The 12,482-nt window shown below is 39.1% G+C and carries 16 protein-coding genes; 15 read left to right on the forward strand and 1 reads right to left on the reverse strand.

Going from position 1 to position 12,482, the window contains the following annotated elements; genetic code table 11:
* Window positions 1–3 precede the first annotated feature (3 nt).
* The 15 genes from gatE (at window position 4) to fad_RS03110 (ending at window position 12,130) form a co-directional block, all read left to right on the forward strand.
* The gene (gene gatE, locus fad_RS03040; protein WP_081143142.1) at window positions 4–1,857 is read left to right on the forward strand and encodes a Glu-tRNA(Gln) amidotransferase subunit GatE; all 1,854 of its coding nucleotides are present in this window, start codon (window positions 4–6) and stop codon (window positions 1,855–1,857) included.
* A 136-nt stretch (window positions 1,858–1,993) separates the two neighbouring features.
* Entirely contained in the window at window positions 1,994–2,428 is a 435-nt protein-coding gene (gene ndhC / locus fad_RS03045; protein ID WP_009887676.1) for an NADH-quinone oxidoreductase subunit A, read from the forward strand.
* On the forward strand, window positions 2,425–2,889 hold the full coding sequence (locus fad_RS03050) for an NADH-quinone oxidoreductase subunit B (RefSeq protein ID WP_019841737.1): 465 nt from the start codon (window positions 2,425–2,427) through the stop codon (window positions 2,887–2,889). The genes ndhC and fad_RS03050 overlap by 4 nt, the downstream gene beginning before the upstream one ends.
* Window positions 2,890–2,894: 5 nt before the next feature.
* On the forward strand, window positions 2,895–3,350 hold the full coding sequence (locus tag fad_RS03055) for an NADH-quinone oxidoreductase subunit C (RefSeq protein ID WP_081141730.1): 456 nt from the start codon (window positions 2,895–2,897) through the stop codon (window positions 3,348–3,350).
* Complete coding sequence (locus fad_RS03060) at window positions 3,344–4,453, forward strand: NADH-quinone oxidoreductase subunit D (RefSeq protein ID WP_236940604.1); 1,110 nt, start codon at window positions 3,344–3,346, stop codon at window positions 4,451–4,453. Before fad_RS03055 ends, fad_RS03060 begins: the two co-directional genes overlap by 7 nt.
* Window positions 4,450–5,505 carry a complex I subunit 1/NuoH family protein gene (locus fad_RS03065; protein WP_009887680.1) on the forward strand — a complete coding sequence of 352 codons (1,056 nt, stop codon included), beginning with the start codon at window positions 4,450–4,452 and terminating at the stop codon, window positions 5,503–5,505. The genes fad_RS03060 and fad_RS03065 overlap by 4 nt, the downstream gene beginning before the upstream one ends.
* Window positions 5,506–5,510: 5 nt before the next feature.
* Window positions 5,511–6,008 carry an NADH-quinone oxidoreductase subunit NuoI gene (gene nuoI / locus fad_RS03070; RefSeq protein WP_081143144.1) on the forward strand — a complete coding sequence of 166 codons (498 nt, stop codon included), beginning with the start codon at window positions 5,511–5,513 and terminating at the stop codon, window positions 6,006–6,008.
* A complete protein-coding gene (locus fad_RS09510; protein WP_009887682.1) occupies window positions 6,005–6,256 on the forward strand; it encodes an NADH-quinone oxidoreductase subunit J in 252 nt (83 codons plus the stop codon). The genes nuoI and fad_RS09510 overlap by 4 nt, the downstream gene beginning before the upstream one ends.
* Window positions 6,246–6,467: an NADH-quinone oxidoreductase subunit J gene (locus tag fad_RS09515; RefSeq protein WP_009887683.1), complete on the forward strand. Its 222-nt coding sequence runs from the start codon at window positions 6,246–6,248 to the stop codon at window positions 6,465–6,467. Before fad_RS09510 ends, fad_RS09515 begins: the two co-directional genes overlap by 11 nt.
* Window positions 6,464–6,763 carry an NADH-quinone oxidoreductase subunit NuoK gene (gene nuoK / locus fad_RS03085; RefSeq protein WP_009887684.1) on the forward strand — a complete coding sequence of 100 codons (300 nt, stop codon included), beginning with the start codon at window positions 6,464–6,466 and terminating at the stop codon, window positions 6,761–6,763. The genes fad_RS09515 and nuoK overlap by 4 nt, the downstream gene beginning before the upstream one ends.
* A complete protein-coding gene (locus fad_RS03090; RefSeq protein WP_009887685.1) occupies window positions 6,757–8,640 on the forward strand; it encodes an NADH-quinone oxidoreductase subunit 5 family protein in 1,884 nt (627 codons plus the stop codon). Before nuoK ends, fad_RS03090 begins: the two co-directional genes overlap by 7 nt.
* Window positions 8,641–10,137, forward strand: coding sequence for an NADH-quinone oxidoreductase subunit M (locus fad_RS03095; RefSeq protein WP_009887686.1), 1,497 nt, complete (start codon window positions 8,641–8,643; stop codon window positions 10,135–10,137). It abuts the gene before it with no gap.
* Window positions 10,134–11,540 carry an NADH-quinone oxidoreductase subunit NuoN gene (gene nuoN / locus fad_RS03100; protein WP_009887687.1) on the forward strand — a complete coding sequence of 469 codons (1,407 nt, stop codon included), beginning with the start codon at window positions 10,134–10,136 and terminating at the stop codon, window positions 11,538–11,540. The genes fad_RS03095 and nuoN overlap by 4 nt, the downstream gene beginning before the upstream one ends.
* Before the next feature lie 9 nt (window positions 11,541–11,549).
* Window positions 11,550–11,888 carry a hypothetical protein gene (locus fad_RS03105; RefSeq protein ID WP_081141732.1) on the forward strand — a complete coding sequence of 113 codons (339 nt, stop codon included), beginning with the start codon at window positions 11,550–11,552 and terminating at the stop codon, window positions 11,886–11,888.
* Complete coding sequence (locus fad_RS03110) at window positions 11,885–12,130, forward strand: hypothetical protein (RefSeq protein WP_081141733.1); 246 nt, start codon at window positions 11,885–11,887, stop codon at window positions 12,128–12,130. The genes fad_RS03105 and fad_RS03110 overlap by 4 nt, the downstream gene beginning before the upstream one ends.
* On the opposite strand, the gene fad_RS03115 is transcribed toward fad_RS03110, so the two are convergent.
* Window positions 12,127–12,462 (reverse strand): TA0956 family protein, encoded by a 336-nt coding sequence (locus tag fad_RS03115; protein WP_081141735.1) that lies wholly within the window; start codon window positions 12,460–12,462, stop codon window positions 12,127–12,129. The two genes, fad_RS03110 and fad_RS03115, sit on opposite strands and share 4 nt — an antisense overlap.
* Between the last annotated feature and the right edge of the window lie 20 nt (window positions 12,463–12,482).

The following is a 12,482-nucleotide window of genomic DNA, read 5'->3' on the forward strand; positions in this document are numbered from 1 at the left end:
GAAATGAAGATAGGTCTAGAAATACATTTTCAGCTGGGTGGCAATAAATTGTTCTGTTCGTGCAGTACCGAAGGCACAGAGTTAAATGAATCATTTACCAGAAAATTAACACCGGTTATGGGGGAGCTTGGAAAACTCGATACTGCTGTAGAATATGAAACCATACGAAACAGGAATTTCTTATACAGGGCAAGCTCAAATTCATGCCTTGTAGAAAAGGATGAAGAACCACCCCATCCTGTAAATCCGGATGCATTAAAAACTACTATTGCAATTTCAAAGGCTTTACACTGTAAAGTTCTGGATTACACATCATTTATGAGGAAAATAGTGGTTGATGGTTCAAACACATCAGGCTTTCAGAGAACCGGCATTGTGGGCATGGACGGCTACGTAAAAACTTCCAGGGGGAATGTTAGGATATCTACAATAACACTTGAGGAGGATGCGTGCAGAAAGCTTTCTGAAAAAGAGGGTGTTGTGGAATATTCCCTTGACAGGCTGGGAATACCGCTTATTGAAATTTCAACAGAACCGGATATAATAGACCCGGACCACGCACTGGAAACTGCAAAGGCCATAGGGCATTATGTCATGTCAATGCAGAATTTCAGGGGAGAAGTAGACTCCATAAGGCAGGATGTCAATTTTTCCATGGGCTTCGGAAGGGTAGAAATAAAGGGAGTTTCGAAACTATCCTTTATAAAAGATACCATAGAATATGAAATTAAAAGGCAGAGTTCGCTCGAAGCCATATCACGGATACTGGCTGAAAAGCCCCATGAAATTGGAAACTTCATTGATATCACAGGAATGTTCACGAATACGGATTCATCAATGATTAAAAAATCAATAGCTTCTGGAAAATCTGTAATGTGCGCCAGAGTATCTGCATGCAATGGATTGATGAAACACGGAAATTATAAACTTGGAAGGGAATTTGCAGATGTTGCTAAGAATATGGGCCTGGGGGGATTAATGCACTCGGATGAGTTTCCGGCATATGGCCTTTCAGACGAAGAGCTCCACAGTATATATTCCACTGCTGGGAAGGGCGATAATGATGCTGTAGTAGTGGTACTGGGAGAAAAATCACGTATTGAAAAGTTAAAGCCATTGCTTGATGAAAGGTTCGATAAAATACTGAAAATGCAGCTGGAGGAAACACGGTCAGCAACACCATCCGGGGAGACCCGGTATCTAAGGCCACTGGCAGGCAAGGAAAGGATGTATCCTGAGACAGACATTCCAGCTGTAAAAATAACAGAAGCAATAATGGAAAGCATAGAAAAACTGGTACCAAAATCACTCGAGGAAACCATGAATGAACTTACAAAGAAATTCAAGCTCTCACAGGTTGAAGCTGAGTCTTTAATAAATAATAATTTGCTTTCTCTATTTAAAGCACTGGCTGGCAATTTCGATAATCCACACATCTTATCCCGTATTCTGTTGCAAACCATTCCAGAATTGGAAAACAAAAAGGGCAAGAAACTTTCACAGGTGCAGATGGTTGATATATTTGGAAATCAGTATTTAGAAGCCAGGCAATTGCCGCAGTATCATAACACTGATAGCATACTGGAATTGTCCAGGAGAGAAAAATGGGATCGCAATACCTTTGAAACGGCTTTATCGCTTTACATAATAGATAATATACCTGTATCAGAACTGGAAAAACGGGAAGAACTAAAAATGTTAAATGATAATGAGATTAAAAAAATCCTGGACGAGCTGGTAAAGGATGGTAATGTCACACAGAAAAATGTAATTCCACTGTTCAGGGGGAAAACAAAACAATCTTTTAACCCATCTGATGTTATCAAAATATTTGTAACCATGCAAAATCAAAAATAAAAATTGTCATTTTTGTAGTGGTAAATGTTACTAATTAAAGAATTAAAAAGTAACTTTAACGATTTCAGAAATGCCTGAAATTACATATTTTCTTACCATTCGATATAATTAAATAGGCTGTAAAAATATAAGAGGGATGATATTAGGATATGCTTCCATTGTAATAACGATAATTATTCTGGTACTGGCTTTATACCTACTATTTAAAGTCCTTCCAACCATCGGTGGGAACAGGTATAAAAAAGGGGGAATAAAATTCAACAGGAAGGAAATAGCTAGAAACATTTCCCTGGAGGATAATCCTCCGGCCGAAGATGATTCCTATCTTCAACCATATGAAAGTGGTGAAGTTGCGGTGGAGTATGCAGAAGGGCATATTACTGTACAGTATTATGTTATAATATTCCTTTTTATCTTATTTGACATTGATATGCTTTTATTATTTCCATGGGCTTTTGATTTCTATGCCCTCGGCATAATACCATTCATTGAAACATTGATATTCATGGCTATGCCCCTGTTTGTTGTATTTTATGCATATAAAAAAGGTTACATGAGGTGGATGAAATGAAAACAGGAGATCTTGGAGTTAAAACTACCACTCTTGAAAAGGCTCTGCAATGGGGGAGGTCAAACTCATTATGGCCTTTGACTATGGGTCTTGCCTGCTGTGCTATAGAGATGATGGCAACACAGGCAGCTGACCTGGATATGGCAAGGTTCGGAAGTGAGATATTCAGGAACTCGCCAAGGCAATCAGACCTTATGATTGTAGCAGGTACAACTACAAAAAGAATGGCACCAAGGGTAAAAAGGATATATGAAGAAATGCCTTATCCAAAATATGTTATAGCAATGGGCGTGTGTGTTATACAGGGTGGCCCATATGTAGACGGTTATTCAGTTGTGCTCGGCGTAGATAAAGTTATTCCGGTAGATGTTTATGTTCCGGGCTGCCCTCCTTCTCCACAGGCACTTACCTACGGTTTGATTACCCTGCAGAAAAAGATTAGAAATGAGACTGATAGGTGAAAAAAATGTATAAAATCTTATCTGAGGAAACTGACAAATCTGGAATGAAGGTATTGAATATTGACAAATCTGACCTAGTTGAACTAATGGAAGATTATAAAGGCAAAGGTTACTATCTTTCATCGATCACTGGCATAGATATGAAAGACCACCTTGAAGTTGTTTACCATATACATAATTTTGACCAGAATGATTATATCTGTGTAAAGGTGGCAACAGATGATGAAAAAGTTCCATCTTTAGTTAAACTATGGAAAGCTGCTGACTGGGATGAAAGGGAACAATACGACCTTATGGGCGTGATTTTTGAAGGCCATGAAAATCTAAGGAGGATACTGTTGCCTGAGGAATGGGTTGGCCATCCGCTCAGGAAGGATTACGACCTCAAAAAAGTTCAGTACGTTAGCATGGATAAGAGTGGAGCAGAGCACGTAAGCTTCGATGAAAAGGAGGGATGGTAGTGTCCCACTGGATAGAATTGAATGTGGGGCCTGTCCATCCATCTACACATGGCATATACAGATTCAGGGTAAAGTTAAATGAAGAAACTGTGGAAGATGTGGATATAACTATCGGGTATCTCCACAGAAATGCAGAAAAAATATGCGAATTAAGTTATTATGCAAATAATACAATATATTTTGACAGGATGGATTACATTGACGCAATGAACATGGAACTTGCCTATCTCAGGGCTGCTGAAACTCTGATGGGCATGGAAGTCCCTGAAAGGGCCCAGTGGATCAGAATGATCATGGCTGAATTGAGCCGTATTGCGGCGAGGATGGTCGGCATAGGCGCACTTGGATTAGATCTTGGAATGCTTACGCCGTTCTTCCACACATTCCATGAAAGGGAAAAAATCCAGAATATTTTTGTAGAAGCTTCAGGGGGCAGGCAGGAAGTAAACTACATGAGCATAGGCGGAGTTTACCAGGATTTTAACGATACAATTATTGAAGAAATCAAAGAATTTATTTCAGGGTTCAAGGGTAAGCTTGAAGAAATAGTAAAAATGTACCTGGACAGTGAAGTATTCTGGCAGAGGAACCAGGGAACAGGCATACTTGAACCTGAAGTCGCACTTGATTATGGTGTTACTGGACCAATGCTAAGGGCATCCGGAATAGCATACGACGTCAGGAAAGATTCACCATATTTATTTTACGATAACGTGAATTTCGATGTTCCCGTAACAAATACCAAGGATAATTTAGGAAGATTTCTCCTTAAGGCTGAGGAATTAAGACAGTCGATTAAAATAATTGAACAATGCCTTGCTAAACTGCCAGACGGCCCATTTTTCAACCCGAAGGCCAAAAAATCAGCAATGCTTCTACTAAAAGGGCAGGGCGATGTTTTTACGCGGGTTGAATCAGAAAGTGGAGAATACGGCGTGTTCATACGTGGAGATGGTGGATTAAAACCATACAGGATTCACGCCAGAAGCCCATCTTTTAAGAATCTGGCAGTTGTCCCTGTAATGGCACGCGGCGGCCTTATTGCAGACCTGATCGCTACTATTGCTTCAACAGATGCTGTAGCCGGTGAGGTGGATAGATGAGCTTACTATTAAGGATACATCAATGGCTTTCGTTTCTGGGCTATGATGCATCATTTGGATTAGCATACCTGATCCAGACTATAGTCGTTATAGTTTTTGTTGGTATTTCCTTTGTTGCCTTAATTTACATATTCAGAAAATACATGGCAAGAATACAGAGGAGGGTAGGCCCAAACAGGGTTGGTAAATTCGGGCTGCTGCAGTTAATCGCAGATTTATTTAAACTGCTTGGCAAGGAATCTATAATGCCTGCAAAGAGGGATGACCTTGCATATAAGCTGGCTCCAGCAATAGTAATTATTGGAACAATACTGGCTTTCATCCTGCTGCCATACGGCGACCTTGCCTATTTCGGGTCTATTGCAGTTACACATTCCAGAGTTACACTTATACTCATGTTCGGGCTGCTATCTATTTTGCCTATCGGTGAGATACTTGCAGGAATAAGCACAAAAAGCAACTATGCACTTTTAGGAACTATGAGGGGCGTGGCTAAAGATATATCATTTGAAATTCCCATGATGATAAGCGTACTGGCAATAGTTATGATAACATCAAGGTCATATGTTACCGGAACAGCCATAACCGGCGGATTAAGCCTCTCCGGAATCGTTTCAAATGAAGTTATACCATATGGTATAATTGAACCTCTGGGATTGCTGATTTTCTACATATCCATGGTAGCAAGGGCATCAATGTCCCCATTCGATATGGGAGAAAGCGACAGCGAACTAATTTCAGGGTATACAACTGAATATTCTGGCATGAGATTCGGATTATTCTATGTTGGATTATTCGGAATGGTTTACCTTACATCATTCATTATATCAATTCTCTATCTCGGCGGTGCCAATGGCCCATATGAATCCTACGTCGGATTTTTCTACCTGTTAATAAAAACAGTTATACTGGTATTGATAGCATTCGTGGTATGGGTTACCCTTCCCAGAATAAGGATAGACAGGTTTGTCAATCTCGGGTGGAAATATCTGCTTCCACTTTCCATGGCCAATCTGGTCTATGCAGGGTTATTTGTGTTATATATTAGGTGATAAATATGGTTGCAACAGTTAAAGAAATAAAAATGCCGAAAAAGCCGATACCGGTAGTTGGTTCCCTTAAATCCATGTTAAGCATGGGTAAATATGTGTTCACGAAGCCAGTTACCACTCAATACCCGGAAGACAAAGGCAAAATTCCAGAAAGATTCCGTTTCCGTATATTCCTTGTACCGGAAGCATGTGTGGGATGTACATTATGTTCAAAAATATGCCCTAACCATAGCATAAAAATGGAGCACTGGGATCTTGACAGAACCGGGTTAGAAGATAACGTTGTCCAGACAGCCAGGGGAGACAGAAAAAATTTGCAGAATAAAAGGAACATATATCCTGATGTAAATTTCGGAACATGCACAGTATGCAGGCAATGTGAGGAAATATGCCCCACAGATGCCATATATCTGACACACCAGTTTGAGGATGCAAGGACAAGGAACAGCTTTACATATTCACCGGAAGAATTAACAATGCAGGAGGAGGATGTTATAAAATGATAGATACCATCATATTCTTCATCCTGGCTGCCATAGCTGTAATAATGGCATTAAGTGCCATAAGCACAAAGAACCTCATACATTCATCAATATTCCTTCTTATACTCCTGTTAATGTTTTCAATAATATTCATCTTTCTGGGTCTGAGTTTTGTCGGGAGTATAGAATTGCTGGTATATGCAGGTGCTGTAGTCATGTTAATTGTTTTCGTTTTAATGCTGACCGGAGGTAAGGACGTTGAAGAATAAGGCACAGAAAATTGCTGCAATCGTGTTTATCATTGTAATTGGAATTAATCTGCTCACCATTAACAAAAGCTTTGCCATAAAGCCACAGGATATAACAGACATAGGCACACTCTTATTTTCTACCTACATAGTGCCATTTGAATTGCTTTCTGTCCTGCTGGTTGCATCAATAATTGGAGTAATGTATATAGTCGAGGATGATGAAAAATGAATATAATTTACATACTATTTCTTTCAATGATACTGTTTACCATAGGAATCTATGGAGTTACCACCTCGAAGGTTGGAATGAAGGTTATCATATCGCTGGAGATTGTCTTAAACGCGGCCCTTCTGGATGTTGTTGGTGTAGCCACCCTATATTATTCAACATCTGTGGTGGTATTTGCACTATTCGTAATCGCAATAGGAGTCATAGAAAGCACAGTTGGCATAGCTATATTTACTTTAATCTCTAAAAAATACGGGAAAATCAATATTTCATTGTTGAGGGATATCAAATGGTAAGCATATACTACTTCATATTCCTTCTTCCATTATTCGGATTTCCACTTGAATATATTATAGGAAAATACAGGCTTAAATATTCTGGAATTTTCAGCAGCGTGATGGTTCTTGGCTCGCTCATACTGGTTATTCTCGCATATTTATACCTGCTGCACCATAATTTTATTTATTCACACTATACGTGGTTTTATAATATAGATGTGGGTATTTATATAAGCCATCTTACGGTAATAATGGCAATGATGGTGGCTTTCATGTCGCTTATGATTACATTATTTGCCATGTTCTACATGAAGGACGATCCCAGGAAAAATATATACTTTTCAGAAACGTCACTTTTTATAGCGGGAATGCTTGGCCTGGTTGTTTCATCAAACCTCGTCCTCTTTTTCCTGTTCTGGGAAATAGTTGGATTATGTTCTTACCTCCTTATTGGCTTCTGGTTTTTCAAGCCCAATGCCGCCGCAGCTGCGAAGAAAGCATTTATTGTCACACGTGTCGGCGATCTTCTATTTATTATTGGCATGGGTGTACTATTTGCAAAACTGGTAAATATAGTGCCAGCAGGAACAAGCCCCCTGAGTATACCATATCTAATTGACAATGCACAATCTATAGCATCAGCCATAGGGCCAGATGTACTTGCACTTGCAACAATATTATTCCTTGCAGGGGCAGTTGCCAAATCAGCGCAATTTCCATTGCATGTCTGGCTGCCAGATTCTATGGAAGGCCCAACCACCGTCTCAGCATTAATACATGCTGCTACAATGGTAACTGCTGGAGTTTATCTGGTTGCAAGGCTATTTCCACTATTCTACTATTCTGCATCCTTTTCATTATATGCAGTTGCTATAATAGGATCATTCACTGCATTCTACGCAGGAATACTGGCAATAGTTGTAAACGACATCAAAAGAGTTATTGCATATTCAACTATCAGCGAGCTTGGCTATATGATGGCTGCTATTGGATTGGGCGGCGTAATTGGATATTCCGGAGTAACATTCGGAATGTACCATCTTGTAGTCCACGCCGTATTCAAGGCATTGCTGTTCATGTCAGCGGGCGTTATACTGGTAATGTTGATGGAATTAAGGAATATAAAAGACATGGGAGGCCTGTTCAGGAAAATGCCGGTTACTGCTATATTGATGCTCATCGGTGTAGTGACACTTGCGGCTATTCCACCCACAGCAGGATACTTCTCAAGGGACCAGATAATCTCCGGTGCATATGAATACTTTGTAAATTCAGGGAACATAATACCATGGCTTTTACTGGTGTTCGGTGAAATTCTTACCGCAATATATGCATTCAGGCTGTACTTCCTGGTGTTCGCCGGGAAACCAAGATCAAAACTGGCGGAAAAGGCGCACGATCCAAAACTAATATATTTAGTTCCATTGATGGTTTTAGCCTTCCTTTCACTGACACTTGGAATCATCCAGAAGCCATTCTATACATTCCTGGATAGTTCGGTTAAGATTTACTCCCCGCCATTTATAATAGCTGCAATACCTGTGATATTTTCTTTTCTTGGAATAGCTATAGCATATGCAATATACCGTTACAATGTAAAAGGATATACAAATATAACTAAAAACCCGCTTTATAAAATAATTAAGAATAAATTCTATTTTGACTGGCTTTACACGGAAATTATTTCCGAGCGGATTATATTGCCAATTTCATACCTGATCGGTGTTGCAGAGAGAAAATTTAATGACAGGATAGATTCAGCAGGGAAGGATATATCTGACATAGGCACAGACTTCAGGAAAATAGAAACAGGTGATATTCCATTCTATGTGGCTTTCCTGATAATCGGCATGATAGTTATTTTCGCCATAATAGAACTCATAGGGGTGATCTAAATGATACTACTTTATTTCTTTATACTATTCTTTATACTAACCGGCTTAAGCTTCTTCGCAGGAAAGCATTCAAAATCAGTTTCACTGGTTTCACTGGGCATACTCACAGTGTTTTTCATTATATATTCAATATTCGATTTCAGGAATTATACCGGAGGAGTAATATCATATTATAATGTGCTATTAACGAGTTTCAGCACCAGCGGAATCACTATCAATATTAATTTCTCCCTTGGATTAACCGGATTCTCTGATCTCCTTGTCATCATTGCACTGTTAATTACTATGTTCTCGATCCTAATGGGAAGCAAATCACACGGAGCTTATTTCTACGGCCTTTTCATGGCAGCAGGGTTCGGACTGGCAGGACTATTCATGGTACGCAATTTCCTGTTCTTCTATATTTTCTGGGAAGTTGTCCTGATACCGGTATTCTTCATTATAGGGAAGTATGGTACAGGAAATAAGGAGAAAAGTTCGTTGAAATTCTTCATATATACGCATATTGGTTCACTGTTTCTGCTGCTCTCTATTTTTACCCTTTCTACTTACTACTTCCTGAAAACCAGCATATTTACATTTCAGATTGGTGACCTTATGAATGTGGCTTTCATAATTGGCATTCCAACATATGCTTTCTATTTTATACTATTCGGGTTTCTTCTGGCTTTCCTGATAAAATTGCCAACGTTCCCGCTGCATGTATGGCTTCCAGATGCATATTACGATGCACCCTATTCCGGAACTATAATGCTTTCTGGAGGGCTTGTGGCAATGGGTGGATATGGCCTGCTGGGCATATTATACCCTATAGCCGGGCTCTTCCCAAAATATCTCGTATATTTTATAATATTTCTGGGGCTTATAAGCATAATATACTTCGCATTTTCTGCCCTGTTCCAGCCAGACCTTAAAAGGATGGCAGCCTATGGAAGCGCTGCGGAGATGTCGTTTATAACTATTGCATTTGGAACTGCTTTGCTGTCAACTGGCTATGTGAGAACGCTTGATCTGGCTGGTGGAATGTACCAGATAATTGCACATACATTCGTTGCGGCACTTATTTTTGCCTCACTTTCACTGGTTTATAAAAGGACAGGAACATCGAGGATCTATGAGCTCGGAGGCCTGAATAGGGAACTGCCAATCCTATCATCTTTCCTGCTGGTCGGTATGCTGGCATCGCTTGGACTACCTTCTCTTGCAGGCTTTATCGGGGAATTTTCAGTTACCATATCCGCATTCCAGAGCATAGGCCTTTATACTCTGTTTATTGTACTTGGGCTTATTGTCATTGCAGCATTTCTCATATGGGCAGCACAGAGAACCATATTTGGATATTTCAACGAGAGGCTTGGGCGGCTCAGGGATGTAAATAAACAGGAGTTTCTCATACTGTTTTTCATTATGGTATGTACCATCTTCCTCGGCGTATATCCAACACTATTCTTTAAGATACTGACGGCATATGCTTCTCATCTGGGGGGATTAATATGAATTATGAATACCTTTACGCACTAATTTTACTGGGGCTTGCGGGCTTTATAACACTGGCAGCTGGCATTAAAACGGATAATAAAAAAATACTCGGCGGGTTTACATTTATAATAATGATAGTTGCATTTTTTATAATACTGTTCCAGGTTAAAAATTACAGCATATCATCGCTGAACATATCATCATTCGATTCATACTGGGCTTTAATATTCCTGGTATCTATAATGGTTATAATTATACCATCAATGAACGATATTAAGAAGAGATTTGATGTTTATTATGCTATATTGCTATTCACAGCACTATCAATGATCATAGCTGCATTCACCTACAATCTTATAATACTGTTCATTTCATTCGAAGGAGTAAGCATTGCAACATACATCTTAACGGCATACAACAAGACAAAAAGGAATCTTGAAGCATCATTAAAATATTTCATGGTTAGCACAGTTGGGACATCTTTCAATATTATGGGTATCGCATTTTTCTATCTTTCTACAAGAACTTTCAACCTCAACGCTATTACCACAATAGATTTTAACAGGTCTCTTTTGCTTGCACTGGTTTTTATAACTATAGGATTTGGATTCAAAATTGCCATATTCCCAATGCAACAGTGGGCAATAGATACATACGATGGGGCACCCAATTCCGTTTCTGCTTTTCTTTCCACAGGAGGCAAGTTAGTTGCATATATGATACTATTAAAATTCCTCTTCCTTGGTTTTATACCTGATTACAATTATGTGTTCTTCTTCTTCGCAATACTTGCAATACTTACAATGACATACGGCAATCTGGCAGCCCTGATGGAAAACAATCTTAAACGTATACTGGCATATTCAAGTATAGCGCAGGCGGGGTATATGATACTGGTATTTGCCCTGATTGGATATTCATATTATCCTGCTGTGCTTGTATCAAAGGAGATATTTGTGAAGTTTGCAATAGCATCGGCAATGTTCTACGCCTTAGCATATATATTCATGAAGGCAGGGCCATTCATAGCAATGAGCCTGTTTAAAAATGATAAGGTGATGATAGGCGATATTGCAGGGCTGGCAAAAAAATCCAGATATACTGCCCTATTCCTGGCAATAATGCTTCTGTCACTGGCTGGTGTACCGCTTACCGGTGGTTTTATTGCGAAATATTTCCTGTTCTTCACACTGATTATCGGAAATCTGTGGTGGCTCGCTGTAATAGCTATAATTAACAGCGCAATTTCCATATTCTATTATTTCAGGATAATCATATATTCATACAGGAAGGAAGGGGACAATGATTTCAATATGGCCCCTGGAATCAAGTATAGTGTAATTATAATGGGGCTGGCTACACTGGGGCTGGGTGTTTCATTTGCACTGTATACATACCTTGTTGGAATAGCTATAATATGAGGTGATAGGATGAACACAGAAGATGTAATAGAAATATTTAAGACATCACTGGTAAACGGTGATGTAAATAATGCTTATAAGATAGTGGAGAGAAACAGGAAGATATACACCAAAAGGGGGTTAAAAACCGCTGAAGAATTCATGCAGTACCTTATCGATGCCTTAAAGGGAGACAAAACTCCAGATGATTTATATAACATTTTTTCCGATGAGAAATACAATATATTTCCGTATATACACGATTATAAGGGATATGTATTCAACCTGGTTGATACTATATTGTATTCTATAAATAGGTACAATATAAAATATCCATCCTTCGATGGGAAGAGGTGCGGTGACATATGAATTATCTGAATTGCTTTAACAATATAAATACTGCAGATGAAGCCGCGGAGGCCATACATTGCATCCAGAAATGCGGGGAAACGGTACTATATAATGATAAGGAAAAACGCCTGGTGTTATGGCGGGAAGCCTATGATAAAAGCCCGGAAGAACATATGATAAAGATCAGCAAATTGCTAAAAATAGATTCAAGGGAAAGCTATGAGGCTGCAGATAAAACATATAATTTAACAATGTATTAACTGTATTCTACCTCAGTTTTATACCCCATGTTTTTGTATTTCTCCAGAATTTCATCCAGCTTTTTTTCATCAAAATATTTCTCGCTAAAGTTAAGGGATGCTACCTTCTTTTCCTTATTTATTATGACAAAGCCTATAGTTTTGTCTTCCGGCATAATTTCGTCTGTCCTTGCATAGCTTTCAATAAATTCTTCAAGGCTTTCATCGGGCAATGGCGAGGTAAGGACCTCTATCAAGTCCTCGAAGGAATCTTCAAATTTCGAAGCAAGAACGCAAATCGTCGAAGGGTGTGTTTCACTCATTTTCAGGTTATACATCACGCAGGTTACCATAATTATCGGTATGTAATTGT

Origin of the sequence: Ferroplasma acidiphilum, assembly GCF_002078355.1 — an archaeon.
Lineage (GTDB): Archaea > Thermoplasmatota > Thermoplasmata > Thermoplasmatales > Thermoplasmataceae > Ferroplasma > Ferroplasma acidiphilum.